Below are 19826 nucleotides of genomic sequence, written 5' to 3'. Positions count from 1 at the left end.
CATGTTCGACTTTCAGCCCACCCTCCTCATCATCGAGGACGACGCCAATATCCGCCGCTTCGTGCGCCAGGCCCTGGAGAGCGAGGGCTGCGCGGTTTTTGAAGCCGATACCGTCAAGCGCGGCCTGATCGAGGCCGGCACCCGCCAGCCCGACGCCGTGGTCCTGGACCTGGGCCTGCCGGACGAGGACGGCATGACCCTGATCCGCGAACTGCGCGGCTGGACCGAAGTGCCGGTGCTGGTGCTGTCGGCGCGCACCGCCGAGGCCGACAAGGTGGCGGCGCTGGACGCCGGCGCCGACGACTACCTGACTAAGCCATTCGGCGTCAGCGAACTACTGGCGCGGCTGCGCGTGCTGCTGCGGCGCCATGCCCGCGGCGGCGCCGGCAGCGCCGCCGAAATCAGTTTCGGCGACGTGCGCGTGGATTTCGCCAGGCGCGTGGTCGAGCGCGGCGGCCAGCACGTACACCTGACCGCCATGGAATACCGCCTGCTGGCCGCGCTGCTGGCCCATCGCGGCAAGGTCATGACCCACCGCGAACTGCTGCGCGAGGTCTGGGGCCCATCGCACGTGGAAAGCAACCACTACCTGCGCATCTACATGGGGCACCTGCGGCAGAAGCTCGAGGCCGATCCGGCGCAGCCGGCCTACCTGCTGACCGAGATCGGCGTGGGCTACCGCTTCGCGGGCTGACGGCGGGAGCCGCACGCAAGCGCTCGAATGAGCCAGGCTTGGCCGCGCGGCGCGTTGTGTTGCCGCGCGGCGCACGGGGCGGACGCGACCTGCCGCGCCATTGATGCGCCTTTTACGCGCGCCGCGCGAGTCTTGTCTCGCCGTTTATGCCGCTTCTCCTATTGTGGCGATCCCGTCCAACACAGGAGAATTCCATGTCCCGCAACACCCTGGCCGCGCTCGCGCTGTTCGCCCTTGCCGCCCCCGTGCACGCCGCCGATGCGCCCACCGCCGGCGAGCCGGCTCCCGAGTACTCGCTGACCGCCAACGTCACCCTGGCCAGCCAGTACCGCTACCGCGGCCTGATGCAGACCAACAACCAGCCCGCGATCCAGGGCGGCTTCGATTTCACCCACGCCAGCGGCCTGTACCTGGGCAACTGGAACTCCAGCATCAGTTGGCTCAACGACAGCAACAGCAAGGTCTCGGCGCCGGTCGAAATGGACTTCTACGGCGGCTACAAGGGCAACCTGGCGCCTGACGTGCCGTTCGACCTGGGCGTGCTGCAGTACTACTACCCCGGCGACTACCCGTCGGGCTACACCAGCCCCGACACCACCGAGCTGTATGCCGGCCTGGGCTACGGCCCGATCCTGTTCAAGTATTCGATCGCCATGACCAATCTGTTCGGCTTCGCCGACAGCAAGTACAGCCAGTATTTCGACCTGAGCGGCAACTTCGACACCGGGTTCTGGGGCCTGACGGTCAACGCCCACGTCGGCCGCCAGACGGTCCGCAACGTCACCGACGGCGCCTACACCGACTGGAAACTGGGCTTGACCAAGGACTTCGGGCAGGGCCTGGCGATCTCGATCGCCTATATCGACACCGACGCCGACCGCGCCGTCTACACCAACAGCCGCGGCCGCTACATGGGCCGCGCCACCGGCCTGCTGTCGCTGACCAAGACCTTCTGAAACGCCCGGGCGTTGACGCGCTTTTTACGCGTCTCGCCCGCATTTATCGGCAGGTTTTACGGCCCGCTTTCTATAGTGGAATCGTCATCAACCAACCGGATACGCGCGAGCCCGCCCTCACGGCTGCGCCCCCCCCGACCGCCATGATTCCCCGCCAAGAACGCAGCACGTACGCCTCGTTTGAACGTCCCGCTCCGGCCCATGCGCCGCAACCCGCGCAGATGGTTTCCCTGACCGTCAGGATCGACACGCTGGACGCCCTGAAGGTCCGGCTGGCCCTGCACCGCGAACTGGGCGAACGGATCGGCGTATACGTGCTGTCGGTGGATCACGCCCATGGCCAGAGCATCCTGCAACTGCATTGCGACCGCAACCAGGTCGACGCCCTGATGCACGCGGTGATGTGCGGCCTGCCCCAGGCCGAATTCGGCCCGCTGCGCCCCGCGACCGCCATCACGGTGCAATAAGCCATGGATACCCCGCTCACTCCCGCTTTCGAAGGCCTCTGGCTGCCGATGGTCACGCCGATGCGCGGTGGCTACGTCGATTGCGAAGCCGCCCAGGCGCTGGCGCGCTACTACCGCAACGCCGGCGTGGCCGGCCTGGTGCTGTTCGGTTCCACCGGCGAAGGCAACCTGCTCTCCATCCCCGAGAAGATCGAGATGATCGAGGCCATCCGCCGCGATCCGCACGCCCTGCCGCTGGTGTTCGGCGCGGGCGGCGTCGACACGCGCGGCGTGGCCGCCGCCATCCGCCGCCTGGACAAGTACGCGCCCGCCGGCTACCTGGTTCCCCCGCCCTACTACCTGGGCCCGTCACAGCAGGGCATCCTGTGGCACTACCGGCAGATCGCCTGGGCCACAGAGCGCCCCATCATCCTCTACAACATTCCCAAGCGCGCCGGCGTCACCATGACCGTCGAAACCATGGAATCGCTGGCGTTGCTGCCCAATTTCCGCGCCGTCAAGGAATGCAATGCGCCGGTGCTGATGGCGTTGAACGCACGGGGACACCTGGCGGCCCTCTGCGGCGAGGACATGGCGCTGCTCGACCATTGCCTGGCGGGCGGGCGCGGCGCCATTCCGGCGGCCGCGCACCTGTTCCCCGAGCGCTTCGTCGAAGTCATGCAACTGGCGCGCGACGGCCACGTCGAAGCGGCGCGCGAACTGTTCGAACCGCTGCGAGGCCTGATCCGCCTACTGTTCGCCGAACCGAACCCGGCGCCGATCAAGCGCGCCCTGGCCCTGCAAGGCCTGATCGCCGACGAACTGCGCCTGCCCATGACCGGCGCCAGCCGCGAGCTGACCCCGCGTCTGCAGCGGGCCATGAGCGTGGTGCAGGGCTCCCCTAGCAGGCTGCAGACAGCTTGAACACCGCCACCGCGCGCGCCAGGTCGTCGGCCTGATCATGCAAGGTGGAGGCCGACGCCGCGAACTCCTCGACCAGCGCCGCGTTCTGCTGCGTCACACTGTCAAGGTGCGTCACCGCCTGGTTGATCTGCTCGATGCCCACGCTCTGCTCGGACGACGCGGTGGCGATCTCGCCCATCAACGGCGCACTGCTCGCCGCCGAGTGCAGCACGCTGCTCATGGTGGCGCTGGCCTGCGCGACGCGCTGGCTGCCGCGCTCGACGGAATCCGACGACGCCTCGATCAGCGTCTTGATTTCCTTGGCGGCGGTGGCCGAGCGCTGCGCCAGCGCCCGCACCTCGCCCGCCACCACGGCGAACCCGCGCCCCTGTTCGCCGGCGCGCGCGGCCTCCACCGCGGCATTGAGCGCCAGGATATTGGTCTGGAACGCGATTTCGTCGATCAGCCGGATGATCTCGTCGATCCGCTGCGAGCTCTGCGAGATTTCGCGCATCGCGTCGATCGCGTGCTGGGTCTCTTCGCTGCCCTGCCGCGCCAGTTGCGCCGACTGGCCTGCCAGCGAACTGACCTCGCGCACGTGGTCGGCGCTCTGCTTGGCGGTGGCCGTTATCTGCTCGACGCTGGCCGCCGTCTGTTCCAGCGCGGCGGCCTGTTTCTCGGTGCGGTCGTGCAGGTCCATGCTGCCGGCGGCGATCTGGCGAGAGGCCGCCGCGATCGAACCGGTGGAGTGCACAATGGTGCGCACCGCCACGTCCAGCCGCTCTTGCATCAAGGCCATGGCTTCGAACAGCCGGCCGATCTCGCCGCGATGATGGCGCGAAATGATGCTGGACAGGTCGCCGTGCGCCACCCGCTCACAGACCGCCACCGCCTCGTCCAGCGGACGGATGATGTGGGAACGGAAGAACCGCAGCGCCGCCGCCAGCAGTACCACCAGCAGCACCAGCGTCACGCCGCCCTGGCGCCACAGCGTCGCGCGAAAGGCGGCGTCGACGTCATCCACGTACAGGCCGGTGAACATCAGCCAACCCCATTCCGGGTCGTAGACGGCGTAGCTGGCCTTGGGCAGCGCCTCTTCGGCGCCCGGGCGCGGAAAGTGGTATTGGACGAAGCCTCCTCCCGCCTTGCCCTGCGCGTAGAGATTCTCGAAGATCGGCAGGCCGTCGCTGTCCTTGACCGCGCGCACATTGGTGCCGGCCAGCTTGGCGTCGGGATGCACCAGCAGCGTGTAGCTGTCGTCGAACACGCCGACATAGCCGTCAGCGCCATAGCGCAACTGCGCCAGGCGCTGCGCCACGTTGTGCTTGGCCTGCTCGGGCGAGAGGCGCTCGTCGATGGCGCGCTGCTTGCCGTTGCGCACGATGCCGGCGGCCAGGTCCAGCACGTTGCGCAGTTCCGTCTTGCGCTCGGCCAGCATCTCGGCGCGCCGCTCCCAGGCATCCCATCCTCCCAGGGCCAGCACCGCGACCCCGATCGCGAGCACGAACCACAGCAGCTCCCTGCGCAAGCTTGAATTCTTCATAGACCCTCTTCTCCATACCCACCGCCGTCGGAAACCAAAGACAGCAAAATGTGACTATTTATCTGTTGCGTCTGATCAGGATAAGGGGGAGCGCCAGGGTTTTCACCGGCGAGGGGAGACTGGCTTGATCTGCGTCAAACCCGGCAGGCATTTGGAATGCGCCCCGCGCGCACAAAAAAAAGCAAGGCCGCCAGGGCCTTGCTTTGCGGGGCGACATGCGGCTACGACGGGCCGCCGGATCCGCTATCGTTTCGCCGCCAGACGCTGCTGCGCCAGTCCGGTACGGGCCGATGTCAGGGCATACAGCACCACCACCGTCAACGCGTAGATCGGCACGCTGCGCATGTTGCGGAACATCATCTCCGACAAGCTGAAGACGAAATAGCCCAGGCAGAACAGCATGCCGATCTGTGAGCCCACGTGCACCACCGGGTCATCGCTGGCGGAGCGGCGCCAGAAGACCGCGGCGGGCACCAGGTAGAGCGCCAGCATGCTGAGCAGCCCCAACAGCCCGTATCCTGCCAACGCGCCCAGCATGTCGTTGTGAGGCTCGCCATAATCGGTCGAGACCAGCTCGGTCACGATGCCCTGCTTCTGCAACTTGACCAGCTCCGGTCGGAAATTGGGCACGCCCACGCCAACCAGCGGGCTTTCGCGGAACATCAGCCAGGAAGCCTTCCAGAGCTGGATGCGGATGCCAACCGAGGTATCGCGGTCATGCTGCTCATAGCGGCTCACGTCCGACACCATATTCTTCCAGCGGCTTTCCTTGCTGTTCCAGGACAACGCCGCTCCCGCAGCCATGATCACGACCAAGGCCGCCACGAAGATGAGCTTGGTGCGGCGCTGCCATTGCCGCTTGGTCAGCAGATAAACCAGTGCGAACACCAGCAAAAGCGCCCAACTGCTGCGCGTTTGCGAGACCCAGACACCGTACAGGCAGATCGGCACCGCGGCGATTTTCAACCCGGCTTCCAACCTCGGCCAGGGCGATAACCGCCAGGGCAGCGTCAACACGGAGGCGAGGCCGAAGAAGATCGTCAGGTCGGCAAATGCCACCGCGTTGTAGCGCCCGCCATATTCGGACACCGCGCCCCGGCCCAGGCTGGGTTCGTGGATGATGTACACCAGCATCAGCGATCCGGCGAAAGCGCCGAACAGCAGGCTCCACTGCACCTGCTGCAACCAATTGCGGGGCGCTCGCAACAACATCCAGCAGACCGGCACCGCCAGGGCGAAGCGCAGCAGCTTTTCAATTTCGGAAGAACTCCAGACGCCCAGGTAGACGCTGCTGATCAACATCGCCAATAGTGGCGCCGTCAGCGCCACGATCATCGCCGACATTTCCTTCAGCGCGAAGGGTTCCGAGCGTTGGACCAGATTGGCGGCCATCGCCACCAGGGCGATCAACGCAGTCAGATAGAGGATGACGGGCCCACCTACGGCACTGGTCAAGGCCAAAGCGGGAATCAGCAGTGTCAGGAGCGCAACACCGCGCAGACATGGAATGGACATCATGGGATTCAATTCGACCTTTGGAAGGGCCAGTCGATACTTCAGGGGGAGAGGAGCCTTCGGCGCACAGGGACGAGATGGGTTATGCGGATCCGGCAGACCGTCACGCACGGCTGTCGCGCCGGGTCTAGATCAAGATCGAACGACCTTTGCGGCGGCCATGGACTTCTTGTAGTCCCGCGTCAGGCTTTCGAAAGCCGACATGACGCTGCCCGGCCGCAGCCATTCGCGCCACAAGCGATCACGCCAGCGGCCGCCCGGGATAAAAACGGGATACGCGATACGCGACATTGACCAACCCGGGCGCCAGGCCTTGGTCCGGGTGGGTCTGCCCGTCAGCGTCAGCGTCGGCACGCCCACGCTGGAGGCCAGATGGCCAATGCCGGACTCGTTGCCGATGAACCAGCCGCACTCATGAATGAATGCCGCCACGTCGGCCAGGGAGGGAGACTGCTGGATCGCCAGGCCGGCGTCGGTCAGGCAGGTCCATTCGGCGCGCTCATGAGGCGCCAGGATGAAAACAGGCTCGTAGCCTTGGCGCTGCAGGCGCAACCCCAGTTCGACAAAGTGCCTGGGCGCCCAGCAACGCTGCGCCCCAGTGGACGACGGATGCACCGCAACCCTTTTCTCGAACGCCCGGTGCCTGCCCGCCACAGGTGGACGCAGGCCGATATCGGTGCCCGCCAGCGACAACCCCAGCGCATCACGGCAGTAGTCACGGATCTGGTTGAGCTTGATGAACCCCTTGCCGGTGATCACGACATGGGCGTCGTAATAGAAATAGGACGCGGCACAATCATGCAGGGCATATGGCCAGCCGACGTGCATCTGCGCCGCGCAATCGTAGTCGGCCAGCGCGGCCGGCGCCTGCTCCCGCGGCAGCGACGGCCTGATGTCCATGCCGGGGAACCAACTGCGCAGGCCATAGGCAAAATCGCCGAAGACCGTCACCTGGCGTCCGTGCGCGGCAAGGTTGAACGCCATCGTCATCATCAACAGCGTGTCACCCAACCTGGGAGCCATCAATAGCGCTACCCGCCTGGCGTCGCGCAGGTTGCGGACGCACGCCAAGGCATCATAGGGTGGCATATTGGGAGCGGGCTGGGCCATGTCAGGGGAATATCAGCGAAACCGGGGCAGCAAAACCAAGCCAAGAGTATCAGCGGTGGAGGGAAAAATGCAGCATTTCTGAACGGCGAAATTATACTGCTGCAACAATAACACTCTGATTCTTTTTGTCTTGTTTTGGTATATTGCGACTAAGGACTGCCCCCATTTCGATCTAGATCTTCACAACGGTTGGCCGTGAAAAAGCCCGCAAGCCTTGCGGCTCACGGGCTTTCCGGTGACGAGCCCGATAATCCCGGTCACATATTCTCGATCATGACCTGGCCAAAACCGGAGCACGACACCTGCGTCGCGCCCTCCAGCAGCCGGGCGAAGTCATACGTGACCTTCTTGGACAGGATCGACTTCTCCATGCTCGAGATGATCAGGTCGGCCGCCTCGGTCCAGCCCATGTGGCGCAACATCATTTCCGCCGACAGGATCTCCGAACCCGGGTTGACGTAGTCCTTGCCCGCGTACTTGGGCGCCGTGCCGTGGGTGGCCTCGAACATGGCGACCGAATCGGACAGGTTGGCGCCCGGGGCGATGCCGATGCCGCCCACCTGCGCGGCCAGCGCGTCGGAAATGTAGTCGCCGTTCAGGTTCAGGGTGGCAATGACGTCGTATTCGGCCGGGCGCAGCAGGATCTGCTGCAGGAACGCATCGGCAATGACATCCTTGACGATGATCTCGCGGCCGGTCTTGGGGTTCTTGAACTTGCACCACGGGCCGCCGTCGATCAGTTGCGCGCCGAATTCCTTCTGCAGCAGCGCATAGCCCCAGTCGCGGAAGCCGCCTTCCGTGAACTTCATGATGTTGCCCTTGTGCACCAGGGTCAGCGAGGTACGGTCATTGTCGATGACGTACTGCGCCGCCTTGCGCACCAGGCGCTCGGTACCTTCGCGCGACACCGGCTTGATGCCGATCGACGAGGTGTTGGGGAAACGGATCTTCTTGACGCCGAGCTTGGTCTGCAGGAACTGAATCAATTCCTTGGCCTGCTCGCTTTCGGCCATGTATTCGATGCCGGCGTAGATGTCTTCCGAGTTCTCGCGGAAGATCACCATGTTGGTCTTCTCGGGTTCGCGCACCGGCGAGGGCACGCCCTTGAAATACGCCACCGGGCGCAGGCAGACGTACAGGTCCAGTTGCTGGCGCAACGCCACGTTCAGCGAACGGATGCCGCCGCCCACGGGCGTGGTCAGCGGACCCTTGATCGACACCACGTAGTCCTTGACCACGTCCAGGGTCTCGTCGGGCAGCCAGACGTCCGGTCCGTAGACCTTGGTGGCCTTCTCGCCGGCGTAGACCTCCATCCAGTGGATCTTGCGCTTGCCGCCGTAGGCCTTCTGCACGGCGGCGTCCACCACCTTGATCATGACGGGCGTGATGTCGGCGCCGGTGCCGTCGCCCTCGATGTAGGGCACGATGGGCTGATCCGGCACATTCAGCGAGAAATCAGCGTTGACCGTGATCTTCTGGCCCCCAGCGGGCACCTTGATATGTTGATAGGACATGAATGCTCCATTTGCTCCGAGTGGTTTTTCTGCACGCGCGCCGCATCGGCTGGCGTGTGGTCCGCGGGCCGCGCGGCCCTGGCGAAACGCACACTGGATAGCGGATAGCAACCAATTCTATATCGCATTGCGGCCGGCGGGCGGGCGCCGTGGCGGCGGGCGGTAAAATAAAGCCCTCTCTGGCCAGCATGGCATCCGTCTGACAATGTTCAACCCCTCCCGCGACCAAGTCCGCGAATTCTTCATCGAAACCTGGCGCAAGCACCGCGCCAACGAGGTCCTGACCCCGCTGGAGGCCATGGCCCTGGACTGGATCATCGAGCATCCGGAATACCACGGCGACCTCGAAAGCCCCGAGGCCATGACCGCCGAATACGCGGTGGAAAAGGGCCGCACCAACCCGTTCCTGCACCTGTCGATGCACCTGGCCATCGCCGAGCAGTTGTCGATCGACCATCCGCCCGGCATCCGCAGCGCCTACCAGCGCCTGGTGGCGCGCACCGATGCGCACCAGGCCGCGCACGAGATCATGGAATGCCTGGGCCGGGTCGTCTGGGAAGCGCAACGCCTGGGCACTCCGCTGGACAGCGATACCTACATCGACCTGATCCGCCAGCGCGCCGAGCGCTAGCCTTACGCAACGCGAAAGCCCATGTAAAAAACCCTCGGTCTCCCGAGGGTTTTTTACATGCGGGCCGGACCGTCCCGCTACTTGCGCACGCCCAGGTCGCTGGGCAGGGACGCCAGCCAGGCGGCCACATTGCTGATGTCCTGGTCGGAGAGCTGGGTGGCGAAGGCGCCCATGATGGGGTTCTTGCGCACGTTGGCTGTGGCCGCGCTGCCCGAGGCGCCGCGACGATAGGCCTTGAGCGCATGCACCAGGTAGTCGGCGTGCTGGCCGGCCAGCGTCGGATAGGCCGGGTCCACCGCTGTCTTGGCATCGGCGCCGTGGCACGACGCGCAATTGAATTTGTCGAAGACGGCCTTGCCGGCCGCCAGGTCCTGGGCCTGGGCAGTCGCGCCCGAAATGGCCAGCGTCGCGCCCGCAAGGGCAAGCATGATGCGGTTCATTGTGATTGCCCCCGGTTATTTCAGGTTCGAGTAGTAAGCGGCCAGGTCGGCGATGTCCTGGTCGGACAGGCTGCCGGCAATGGCATCCATGGTGGGATGGCTGCGCGCGCCTTTCTTGTACTCGTTGAGGGCGGTCTCGATGTACTTGGCGTTCTGGCCAGCGATCATCGGAACGTGATAAAGCTCGGGAAACGTCGCCTTGTAGCCTTCGATGCCATGGCAACCGATGCACATGGAAACCTTGTCGCGGGCGTTCTGGACATTACCGACCGGCGCTGCATCCGCAGCTGCTGCCTGGCCGGTGATCGCACAGGATGCCAATGCGGCCAGCAGGGAAACCGAGTACTTCAGAGAGAATCGCAACTTCATTGGGATGGCTCTTCTTGGTATGGCTTGAGGACTAGGGCCTGCTCACACGAAAAGGCCCCCGGCAAACACGTTGCGGGTCGAACCCAACTGCAAAACCGCCTGATTGTACGATAATTGTCTAGGATTAATACCCAAAAATGGCCTTGATCCCCATCAACCCCGAGAAGTCCGCCAATCCATGTCCGCTGCCCAGACCGCTCCTTCCGCACCGCAAACACGCTTCGATGGCACCGATCGCTACGTTGCCACCGATGACCTCAAGCTCGCCGTCAATGCCGCGCTCACACTGCAGCGCCCGCTGCTGATCAAGGGCGAACCCGGCACCGGCAAAACCATGCTGGCCGAGGAAGTGGCGCGCGCGCTGGACCGCCCCTTGCTGCAGTGGCACATCAAGTCCACCACCAAAGCGCATCAGGGTCTTTACGAATACGACGCGGTGTCGCGCCTGCGCGACTCGCAGCTCGGCGACGAAAAGGTCCGCGACATCCGCAACTACATCGTGCAGGGCACGCTGTGGCAGGCCTTCGAGGCCGAGCAGCCGGTGGTGGTGCTGATCGACGAGATCGACAAGGCCGACATCGAATTCCCCAACGACCTGCTGCGCGAACTCGACCGCATGGAATTCCATGTGTACGAAACGCGCCAGACCATCGCCGCGCGCCACCGCCCGCTGGTCATCATCACCTCCAACAACGAGAAGGACCTGCCCGACGCCTTCCTGCGCCGCTGCTTCTTCCACTACATCCGCTTCCCCGACCGCGAGACCATGCGCGACATCGTCGCGGTGCACTTCCCCGAACTCAAGCAGGACGTGCTGCGCGCGGCGCTCGACACCTTCTTCAGCCTGCGCGACGCGCCCGGCCTGAAGAAAAAGCCGTCGACCTCCGAACTGCTGGACTGGCTGCGCCTGCTGCTGGCCGAGGACGTCAGCGCGGCGCAGATCGACGCGCACACCGCCACGGCGGTGCCGCTGATGGCTGGCGCCCTGCTCAAGAACGAACAGGACGTGCACCTGCTGGAACGGCTCGCCGCCATGACCCGCGGCACCCAGCGCCGCTGACGCCCTCCTCGCGGCCATCATGCTGATCGACTTCTTCTACCACCTGCGGGCACACAAGCTGCCGGTCTCGGTGCAGGAATACCTGACGCTGGTGGACGCGCTGCGCCAGGACGTCATGACGCCGACGCTGGACGACTTCTACTTCCTGGCGCGCACCGCGCTGGTCAAGGACGAATCGCTCTACGACCGCTACGACAAGGCCTTTGGCGCCTACTACAAGGGCATCGAGGCCGCGCTGCCGGCCGGCAAGGACATCCCGCTGGACTGGCTCATCAAGCAGTTCGAGAAGAGCCTGACGCCAGAAGAATGGGCCGCCATCGAGAAGCACGGCTGGGACAAGCTGATGGAGCTCTTCAAGGACCGCCTGGAAGAGCAGAAGGAACGCCACGCCGGCGGCAGCAAGTGGATCGGCACCGGCGGCACCTCGCCCTTCGGCAACGGCGGCTACCACCCAGAAGGCATCCGCGTCGGCGGCCAGTCGGCCGGCAACCGCAGCGCGGTCAAGGTCTGGGACATGCGCCAGTTCAAGGACTACGACGACCAGGTCGAACTGGGCACGCGCAACTTCAAGGTCGCGCTGCGCCGCCTGCGGCGTTTCGCGCGCGAAGGCGCCGAACTCGAACTGGACCTGGACGACACCATCGCCAGCACCGCGCGCAATGCCGGCCACCTGGATCTGCGCATGGTCCCGGAGCGCCACAATACGGTCAAGGTGCTGATGCTGCTGGATGTCGGCGGCAGCATGGACGACCACATCGGCCGCGTCGAGGAACTGTTCTCCGCGGCGCGCAGCGAGTTCCGCAACCTCGAGGTCTACTACTTCCACAACTGCCCGTACGAAAGCCTGTGGCAGAGCAACCGCCGGCGCCAGAACGAACGCTTCGACACTTGGGACGTGCTGCGCAAGTACAACCCCGACTGGCGCCTGATCATCGTCGGCGACGCCACCATGAGCCCCTACGAGATCCTGCAGCCGGGCGGCTCGGTCGAGCACTACAACAAGGAACCGGGCGCACAGTGGATGCGCCGGCTGCTGGATGCCTGGCCCAAGTCCGTGTGGCTCAATCCCGAGCCCACCGCGTCGTGGCAGTACCGTCAGTCGATCGCGCTGATGCGCGACATCATGCAGGACCGCATGTACCCCGTGACGGTCGCCGGACTGGAGCAGGCGATGCGGGTGCTGTCGAAGTAGCGCGACGCCACGCAGCAAGACGCGGTCCCGGCGACGCGCTCAGCCGTCCACCGGCCGCGCCGGGGTATCCAGGGTCAATTGGTAGAACGCCAGGTCGAGCCAGCGGCCGAACTTGAAACCGGCCTCGCGGATGGTGCCGGCATGCACGAATCCGAGCTTCTCGTGCAGCTTGATGCTGCCCAGGTTGGCCGCGTCGATGCCGCCGATCATCAGGTGCACCTGGTTGGCGCGGGCGCGTTCGATGAGCACGCGCATCAGCGCCTCGCCCAAGCCCCGCCCGCGAAAGCGGCCGTCGACATAGACCGAATGCTCGACCGAATACTTGTAGGCCGGCCAGGCGCGGAACGTGCCGTAGCTGGCGAACCCCATCAGCTCGCCCGCCGCGTTCTCGAACCCCACCACCGGAAAACCTCCCCCGGCCTTGGCCTGGAACCAGCCCTGCATCGCCTCGCGCGGACGCGGCTTGTAGTCATACAGCGCGGTCGAGGTGGCAATGGCCTCGTTGAAGATGGCCAGAATCTGGTCCGCATGGCGTTCGTGCGTGCAGTCAACCAGGATGGCGCCGTCCGGGGCGCGGTTATCAGCGTGGGAAGTCATGCTTCGGATTGTAGCGAGCCACCCCGACCGCAAGATAAAAAAAACCGGCGATCTCGCCGGTTCAGTGAGGGGACTGCCGCTTCTGGCCACTCTCAGGCGGCGCGGCTCTCCACAGATCGATTGGCACTGTCGGCCATGCTGCGCATCCCGGGACACTGGCGCCAGGACAATTCGTCCGCATCCATGTCCAGGTCGAACAGGTCATTGGCCGCGGGCCACGGATGCTGGCGCGCCTCGGCGCCCTCCATCTCGAGCACGTGCCCGGCAAAGCCTCGCGGCGACCCTCCGCACTCGGCGAAATAGCGCTGCGTGCTCAGGTCCACCACGTAGGTGGTCATGTCATGGGTCAGTATGGCCACGAATTGGCCGTCATCACTGGCATAAGCGTACTGAAACTGCCCTTTGATGCGGTCGCCGCTCATGGGGCTGCCGGTCAATTGGGACAAGGCACGCGTGACGATCTCGGTCAGCATGGGTCGTTCCTCCGAAAGATGCGCCGGCAGGATGCCGGCGGCGAAGGCGCGAACAACAAGCACCGTCGTCGCCCGCGAGGCGGGGACGCGCGATCCGGCATGCGACCGGCGCGGCCCGGCGGGGCGGCGGCTGGCGTTGGACGGGAAACCTGTAGACGGCTGTCGCGCATCCCGTCGACAACAGCAACTACGTTCCGCAAAGCTTACACCCGCGCCCGTCCCGATCTCAAATCGGCCGCGCCACGCCAGGATGTTGCATTGCAACATCTCGGCAGGACGGGGCCGGCCGACGCTTATGCAGCGGCAAACGGCTCCCTGCCTGCGCCTGCGTCACCATTTTTTTGTGCATGCCACGCCTCTCGCGCCAGCCGGTACAGCACGTGCGTCTTCAAAGGATGGCCGTCCGGCACCGCCGGATGCTCGAAGCGCTGTGCGTCTTCGCGCATGCCCAGACGCCGCATCACCGCGCGCGATGGCTCGTTTTCCGGCACCGTGAACGCCACGATCTCGGGCACGCCGATCTGCTCGAACCCCACCCGCAGCGCCGCCTGCGCGGCCTCGCTGGCATAGCCCCTGCCCCAGTAGGGCGCCGCCAGGCGCCAGCCGATTTCCACGCCGGGCGCGAACGGCAGCGTCGGCGCCAGCGCCTTGATGCCGACGAACCCGATGAACGGCGCGACGCCCGGCGCCTCGACGGCCCAGAAGCCCCAGCCGTATTCATCGATGCCGGCGGCCAGCCGGTCGGCCAGCGCGTCGCTTTCCGGCGGGGTCATCGGCAACAGGTAGCGCGTCACGCGCACATCGGTGTTCATGGCCGCGAACGGCTTGCGGTCGGCCGCGAGCCACTGCCGCAGCACTAGGCGGGGAGTCTCGATTTCAAGGGATAGCGACATACAAGATTTTCCGGACGGAACGACGGGCCGGCGCGCCAGGGGCGCAGCCCTGAACCATTCACACCGTATACACTCCAACGGATTCTGCCATGCCAAAGGAATAGTCCGCCATGCGCCTGTCCATATCGAAGCTGCCGCGCCCCCTGGGCGCGCTGCTGTTCTCATCCTTCCTGGCCTTCCAGGCCGGAGCCGCCAGCCTGCCGGCCGGCGTCACGGAGGCCGCCTCGATTGAAGGCATCACCGAATACCGCCTCAGCAACGGCCTGCGCGTCCTGCTGGTGCCCGACGAATCCAAGCCCTCGACCACGGTCAACATGACCTATCTGGTCGGCTCGCGCAACGAGAACTACGGCCAGACCGGCATGGCCCACCTGCTCGAACACATGCTGTTCAAGGGCACTTCCACCACCCGCAACGCCATGGGCGAATTCTCGCGCCGCGGCCTGCAGGCCAACGGCTCGACCTCCAGCGACCGCACCAATTATTTCGCCAGCTTCGCCGCCAATCCCGACACCCTCAAGTGGTACCTCGGCTGGCAGGCCGACGCCATGGTCAATTCCCTGATCGCCAAGGAAGACCTCGATTCCGAAATGACGGTGGTGCGCAACGAGATGGAAAGCGGCGAGAACAGCCCTTTCCGCATCCTCATGCAGAAGATGCAGGCGGCCGCGTTCCAGTGGCACAGCTACGGCAAGAACACCATCGGCGCCCGCTCCGACGTCGAAAACGTCGACATCGGCCAGTTGCGCGCGTTCTATCATGAGTACTACCAGCCCGATAACGCGGTGCTGATCGTGGCCGGCAAGTTCGATCCGCAGGCCACGCTGGCCGACATCGAGGCCACGCTGGGCAAGCTGCCCAAGCCCGAACGCAAGCTGCCGCCGGAATACACCGTCGAGCCGGCCCAGGACGGCGAACGCGCCGTCACGCTGCGCCGCACCGGCGGCACGCCGCTGGTCGCCGCGATGTACCACATCCCGGCCGCGGGCAGCGCCGACTTCGTGCCGTTCGACCTGGCCACCACCATACTGGCCGACACGCCCTCGGGCCGCCTCTACCACGCGCTGGTGCCGACCAAGCTGGCCTCGGGCGTGTTCGGCTTCACCATGGAAAACCTGGATCCGGGCCTGGCCATGTTCGCCGCCCAGTTGACCCCGGGCAAGAACCAGGACGCCGCCATGAAGGCGCTGACCGGCACGCTGGAAGATCTCGGCAAGAAGCCCTTCACCCAGCAGGAACTGGACCGCGCGCGCAGCAAATGGCTGACCTCCTGGGAGCAGACCTACAGCGATCCCGAACAGGTCGGCGTGGCGCTATCCGAGGCCATCGCCGCCGGCGACTGGCGCCTGTTCTTCCTGCAGCGCGACCGCGCCCGCAAGGCCACGCTGGCCGAGGTGCAGCGGGCCGCCACCACCTACCTGGTGCAAAGCAACCGCATCGAAGGCCGCTACATCCCGACCGACAAACCGGTGCGCGCGCCGCAGACCCAGCGCGTCGATCTGACGGCCGTGTTCAAGGACTACAAGGGCGATCCCGACTTCAAGGCCGCGTCCGCCTTCGATCCCACCCCGCAGAACATCGACCGCCTGACCCAGCGCAAGACGCTCGACCTGCCCAACGGGCCGGTGCAGCTGGCGCTGCTGCCCAAGGCCACGCGCGGCAACCGCGTGCAGGCGCAGATGCTGATCCAGTTCGGCAACGAGAAAGACCTGCTCGGCCAGCGCGTGAACTCCAGCGCCGTGGCCGACCTGCTGACGCGCGGCACCGCCAAGCTGTCGCGCCAGGACATCCAGGACCGCCTCGACAAGCTGCAGGCCGAGCTCGGCTTCAGCGGTGGCGGCACCACGCTCAAGATCGCCATGTCGACCAAACGTGAAAACCTGCCCGAACTGACCCGCCTGGCGCTGGACATCGTGCGCAACGCCAACTTCCCCAAGGAACAACTCGAGGAATACCAGCGCCAGCTCGAAACCTCGATCCAGAACGCCATGACCGAACCGCAGGCCCTGGCCGGACGCGCCCTGGCCCGCCAGGACAATCCGTGGCCCGCCGACGACCTGCGCTACGTGCCGACGTTCGAGGAATCGCTGGCCGGCGTGCGCGCGCTGAACCGCGATGCGCTGGTCAAGTTCCACGCCAAGTTCTATGGCGCCGGCAAGATCGAATATTCGGCCGTGGGCGATTTCGAGCCCGAAGCCGTCGAAAAGGCCGTCAAGGATGGCCTGGCCGGCTGGAAGCGCGCCCCCGCCTACACCCGTGTCGGCAATCCGTACCGCGACATCCCCGCCAAGCAGTTCGACATCGAGACCCCGGACAAGGCCAATGCGTTCTACATCTCGCGCATGCCGCTGAAGTTGCAGGATACGGACGCGGACTACCCGGCCCTGTACCTGGCCAATTACCTGTTCGGCGCCTCGGAAACCTCGCGCCTGTGGAACCGTGTGCGTGAAACCGAGGGTCTGTCCTACAACGTGCGCAGCTCGCTGTCGGTCTCGTCGTTCGAACCCAGCGCCAGTTGGACCATGTATGCCATCTACGCGCCGCAGAACCGCGAGCGCCTGGAAAAGGCCATCGGCGAGGAACTGGCCCGCGTGCTCAAGGACGGCTTCAGCGACAAGGAGATTTCCGACGGTATCACCGCGCTGCTGAACTACCGCAACCTGGCCCGCGCCCAGGACGACGTGCTGGCCGGCACCTGGCTCGACTACCTGCAGCGCGGTCGCACCTTCGAATGGTCGGCCGAGATGGACAAGAAGATCAGCGCGCTCACGCCCGACACGGTCAACGCCGCCCTGCGCAAGTACCTGCGTCCCGACGGCTTCAGCACCGCGGTCGCCGGCGACTTCAAGAAAAAGACGCCCTGAAGCCAGCTCTTCCTGGCATCCCAAGCCCCTGCCTCGGCAGGGGTTTTTTTTGCCCCAAAGCGCATCTCGCGCCGTTCATGGGGACGGGGCACCTGCATAACCATGCCATAGACGGGGAAATATCTTATCCAAATGTTTATTACCCACCCATTTGGAAAGATGTTTTCAAGATATACGGGTTTATCCCAGGTGGGATGACGCGCACAATTCAGTCATCGGGAACAAACAACGAACCACGACGGAGGGCCGCCGGATTCGGCCCCGTCTAACAACATTGGAGGTCATTATGAAAACCCTGACGACTACCCTTCTGATTTCCCTAGCCCTGGCTGCCGCTGGCGCGCAAGCCGCCGGTGTCGAACAAGCCAAGTCGAGCGCCCAGGTGGCGACCGAACTGCAACAGGCCAAGGTCAGCGGCCAATACACCTTTGGCGAACTGGACTACCCGCCCGCCCTGCCCCAGGCCACCAGCCTGAGCTCGCAGGAAGTGCAGGCCCAGTTGCAACAAGCCAAGACCAGCGGCGAATACACCTTCGGCGAACTGCAGTACCCGCCCGTCAAGGTGGCCGCGGCCGGCGTCAAGTCGCGTGCCGAAGTCCAGCAGGAACTTGCCCAGGCCAAGGCCAGCGGCCAATACACGTTCGGCGAGCTCGAATACCCGCCGATCACCCGGTGAGCTGCTTGCTGTAGCCCGGCCGGCCCCGGGTGGCATCATGGCTCGGGGTCGGTTTTTTCAGGTCAGCGGCGGACCTAGCAGTGGAAGTAGCAGTACCTGTAGTCAGCAGTACGAAGTCTGTTTGGAAGAAGCAGCACCTGTAGTTAGCAGTACGTTTCGCAGTACGAAGTCTGAAGCAAGAAGTTGCAGTACCTGCAGTGAAACCGCGGCGCAAGCCGCGGTTTTTTTTCGTCCGTCCAATCGCACGCCGGTGCGCGATTGCCGCAATTCAATATAATAATTCTCATTAGCAAATAAATGAGTCCGCCTTGAGTTGCCTCCCAATCGCCCCGCCGGATCCCGTCACGGACCTCTACCGTGATCACCATGGCTGGCTGCTGTCATTCCTGCGCCGCAAACTCAACGGCGACCGCGACAACGCGGCGGACCTTGCTCACGACACCTTCGAGCGGGTGCTGCGGCAGGACATCCGCCCCATCCTGCTGGCGCCGCGCCCGCACCTGACCACCATCGCCAAGGGGCTGGCCATCGACCAGTTCCGGCGCGCGTCGCTGGAACGCGCCTACCTCGATGCGCTGGCCCAGCAGGCCGAACCCATCTCCCCCTCGCCCGAGGAACTGGCGCTGGTGCTCGAAGCGCTGGACACCTTGTGCGCCATGATCGACGGCCTGCCGCAGCGCGCCCGCGCCGCCTTCCTCATGGCCCAGCTCGACGGCATGCCGTACGAGCAGATCGCCCGGGCGCTGCGGGTGTCCGTCAACGTGGTGCAGAAAGACATGATCAAGACCTGGCAGCGCTGCTACCAAGTGATGTACGCCTGAGCGCCCGCGCCGACGATGAACACGCAACCCCTGATTGCCCCACTGCGGGCCGACAAGCGCGTGGCGGTGCACGCCAGCGTGGTGGCGCAGGCCGCGGAATGGCTGGTGCGATTGCATGGCGATGCCGACGAGCGCACCCGCCGCGCCTGTGACCAATGGCGTCAGGCCGATCCGAGCCACGAACTGGCCTGGCAACGGCTCAGCGCCATGAGCCGGGATTTCAACCGGGTCGGCAGTCGCGCGCCCGCCGGCGCGGCGTCAAGAACGGTGCTGGCGGCCGGCGCCGACCAGGCGCGCCGCCGCAGTCTCAAATGGATGTTCGCGGGCATCGGCGCCGGCGGCGCGGCGCTGTGGCTGTGCCGCGATCCGCAGGCGCTCTGGACCGACGGCGACCGCTACCAGACCGCCGTCGGCGAACAGCGCGAGGTCACGCTGTCCGACGGCAGCGCGCTGGCCTTGAACACCGGCACCAATCTCTACGTCCAGTTCACGCGCCACGAACGCCGCATCCTGCTGCGCGAAGGCGAGATCCAGGTCACCACCGCGCCCGACCCCGAAGGCCGCGGTTTCAAGGTGGTCACCCACAATGGCGAGCTGGTGCCGCTGGGTACCCGCTTCATCGTGCGTGACCATGCCGACAACGGCCGCCAGAGCCTGGTCGCGGTGCAACAAGGCGCGGTGGCGATCCACGCCGGCGGGGTCGAGCGCGTAGTTCGGGCCGGCGAACAGGCGCTGTTCGGCCCGGCCGGCACATCCGCCGTCGCGCCGCTGGACACCGCGACCGCGGCCTGGACCGACGGCATGCTGGTCGCCAATCGCATGCGACTGGATCGGTTCCTGGCCGAACTCGGCCGTTATCGGCAGGGCCTGGTGCAGTGCGAGTCCGAACTGGCCGGCAAGCTGGTCACGGGCGCTTTTCGTTTGGACAATACCGACGAGGCCCTGGCGCTGCTGGCGCGCGTGCTGGGAGTGCGGGTACGTTACCGCACGCGGTATTGGGTCACGGTGGTGCCGGCCTGATCCGCGGCCGGCCCGCGCAGAAAACAAATTTGTAACCGCCCGGCAGATTTTCCAGTCTCGTTCGAAAGACAGGTAGACGGACGCGAGGCGCACGCGTTCCCTTCGCCCT

At 65.3% G+C, this 19826-nt stretch carries 20 protein-coding genes; 11 read left to right on the top strand and 9 right to left on the bottom strand.

Annotated elements, in window-relative coordinates; genetic code table 11:
* The first annotated feature begins 1 nt into the window (after position 1).
* From kdpE to dapA, 4 genes are all read left to right on the top strand, one after another.
* Complete coding sequence (gene kdpE, locus HV783_RS01510) at positions 2-694, top strand: two-component system response regulator KdpE (RefSeq protein ID WP_175188579.1); 693 nt, start codon at positions 2-4, stop codon at positions 692-694.
* A 194-nt stretch (positions 695-888) separates the two neighbouring features.
* A complete protein-coding gene (locus tag HV783_RS01505; RefSeq protein ID WP_175188578.1) occupies positions 889-1650 on the top strand; it encodes a TorF family putative porin in 762 nt (253 codons plus the stop codon).
* Between the two features lie 221 nt (positions 1651-1871).
* Complete coding sequence (locus tag HV783_RS01500; RefSeq protein WP_054501961.1) at positions 1872-2117, top strand: hypothetical protein; 246 nt, start codon at positions 1872-1874, stop codon at positions 2115-2117.
* 3 nt (positions 2118-2120) lie between these two features.
* Positions 2121-3020, top strand: coding sequence for a 4-hydroxy-tetrahydrodipicolinate synthase (dapA, locus tag HV783_RS01495; RefSeq protein WP_054501723.1), 900 nt, complete (start codon positions 2121-2123; stop codon positions 3018-3020).
* Here the strand turns inward: dapA and HV783_RS01490 are convergent.
* The 4 genes from HV783_RS01490 to icd all read right to left on the bottom strand — a co-directional run bounded on the left by HV783_RS01490 (position 2998) and on the right by icd (position 8681).
* Positions 2998-4542 carry a methyl-accepting chemotaxis protein gene (locus HV783_RS01490; protein WP_116793606.1) on the bottom strand — a complete coding sequence of 515 codons (1545 nt, stop codon included), beginning with the start codon at positions 4540-4542 and terminating at the stop codon, positions 2998-3000. The genes dapA and HV783_RS01490 overlap by 23 nt on opposite strands.
* A gap of 243 nt (positions 4543-4785) precedes the next feature.
* Positions 4786-6057, bottom strand: coding sequence for an O-antigen ligase family protein (locus HV783_RS01485; protein ID WP_175188624.1), 1272 nt, complete (start codon positions 6055-6057; stop codon positions 4786-4788).
* Between the two features lie 132 nt (positions 6058-6189).
* Entirely contained in the window at positions 6190-7167 is a 978-nt protein-coding gene (locus HV783_RS01480; RefSeq protein WP_054501725.1) for a glycosyltransferase family 9 protein, read from the bottom strand.
* A gap of 257 nt (positions 7168-7424) precedes the next feature.
* Entirely contained in the window at positions 7425-8681 is a 1257-nt protein-coding gene (gene icd / locus HV783_RS01475; RefSeq protein ID WP_054501726.1) for an NADP-dependent isocitrate dehydrogenase, read from the bottom strand.
* A 205-nt stretch (positions 8682-8886) separates the two neighbouring features.
* On the opposite strand from icd, the gene HV783_RS01470 reads away from it, so the two are divergent.
* Positions 8887-9312 carry a DUF1841 family protein gene (locus tag HV783_RS01470; RefSeq protein WP_054501727.1) on the top strand — a complete coding sequence of 142 codons (426 nt, stop codon included), beginning with the start codon at positions 8887-8889 and terminating at the stop codon, positions 9310-9312.
* Positions 9313-9389: 77 nt separating this feature from the next.
* Here HV783_RS01470 and HV783_RS01465 read toward each other — a convergent pair whose 3' ends face one another.
* Both HV783_RS01465 and HV783_RS01460 read right to left on the bottom strand, forming a co-directional pair.
* Positions 9390-9752 carry a c-type cytochrome gene (locus HV783_RS01465; protein ID WP_054501728.1) on the bottom strand — a complete coding sequence of 121 codons (363 nt, stop codon included), beginning with the start codon at positions 9750-9752 and terminating at the stop codon, positions 9390-9392.
* A gap of 15 nt (positions 9753-9767) precedes the next feature.
* Positions 9768-10121, bottom strand: a complete 354-nt coding sequence (locus HV783_RS01460; RefSeq protein ID WP_054501729.1) for a c-type cytochrome — start codon at positions 10119-10121, stop codon at positions 9768-9770.
* A 178-nt stretch (positions 10122-10299) separates the two neighbouring features.
* Between HV783_RS01460 and HV783_RS01455 the strand changes: the two genes are divergently transcribed.
* Together HV783_RS01455 and HV783_RS01450 are read left to right on the top strand one after the other, a co-directional pair.
* Positions 10300-11181 carry an AAA family ATPase gene (locus HV783_RS01455; protein ID WP_064523891.1) on the top strand — a complete coding sequence of 294 codons (882 nt, stop codon included), beginning with the start codon at positions 10300-10302 and terminating at the stop codon, positions 11179-11181.
* A 19-nt stretch (positions 11182-11200) separates the two neighbouring features.
* Entirely contained in the window at positions 11201-12373 is a 1173-nt protein-coding gene (locus HV783_RS01450) for a vWA domain-containing protein (protein WP_175188577.1), read from the top strand.
* 39 nt (positions 12374-12412) lie between these two features.
* Here HV783_RS01450 and HV783_RS01445 read toward each other — a convergent pair whose 3' ends face one another.
* From HV783_RS01445 to HV783_RS01435, 3 genes are all read right to left on the bottom strand, one after another.
* Positions 12413-12970 carry a GNAT family N-acetyltransferase gene (locus HV783_RS01445; protein WP_144655846.1) on the bottom strand — a complete coding sequence of 186 codons (558 nt, stop codon included), beginning with the start codon at positions 12968-12970 and terminating at the stop codon, positions 12413-12415.
* A 92-nt stretch (positions 12971-13062) separates the two neighbouring features.
* Positions 13063-13443 carry a hypothetical protein gene (locus tag HV783_RS01440; protein ID WP_049071745.1) on the bottom strand — a complete coding sequence of 127 codons (381 nt, stop codon included), beginning with the start codon at positions 13441-13443 and terminating at the stop codon, positions 13063-13065.
* A gap of 293 nt (positions 13444-13736) precedes the next feature.
* Entirely contained in the window at positions 13737-14336 is a 600-nt protein-coding gene (locus tag HV783_RS01435; protein ID WP_175188576.1) for a GNAT family N-acetyltransferase, read from the bottom strand.
* A gap of 110 nt (positions 14337-14446) precedes the next feature.
* On the opposite strand from HV783_RS01435, the gene HV783_RS01430 reads away from it, so the two are divergent.
* The 4 genes from HV783_RS01430 (at position 14447) to HV783_RS01415 (ending at position 19717) form a co-directional block, all read left to right on the top strand.
* The gene (locus tag HV783_RS01430; RefSeq protein ID WP_116793601.1) at positions 14447-17200 is read left to right on the top strand and encodes a M16 family metallopeptidase; all 2754 of its coding nucleotides are present in this window, start codon (positions 14447-14449) and stop codon (positions 17198-17200) included.
* 286 nt (positions 17201-17486) lie between these two features.
* Positions 17487-17876 carry a DUF4148 domain-containing protein gene (locus HV783_RS01425; RefSeq protein ID WP_175188575.1) on the top strand — a complete coding sequence of 130 codons (390 nt, stop codon included), beginning with the start codon at positions 17487-17489 and terminating at the stop codon, positions 17874-17876.
* 308 nt (positions 17877-18184) lie between these two features.
* Positions 18185-18697 carry a sigma-70 family RNA polymerase sigma factor gene (locus HV783_RS01420; protein ID WP_196767524.1) on the top strand — a complete coding sequence of 171 codons (513 nt, stop codon included), beginning with the start codon at positions 18185-18187 and terminating at the stop codon, positions 18695-18697.
* 15 nt (positions 18698-18712) lie between these two features.
* Positions 18713-19717 carry a FecR domain-containing protein gene (locus HV783_RS01415; protein ID WP_175188574.1) on the top strand — a complete coding sequence of 335 codons (1005 nt, stop codon included), beginning with the start codon at positions 18713-18715 and terminating at the stop codon, positions 19715-19717.
* The last annotated feature ends 109 nt before the right edge of the window (positions 19718-19826 follow it).

Origin of the sequence: Achromobacter dolens (assembly GCF_902859745.1) — a bacterium.
Lineage (GTDB): Bacteria > Pseudomonadota > Gammaproteobacteria > Burkholderiales > Burkholderiaceae_B > Achromobacter > Achromobacter dolens.
The sequence above is the reverse complement of the archived record's forward strand: the minus strand, read 5'-3'. Positions and strand labels throughout refer to the sequence as shown.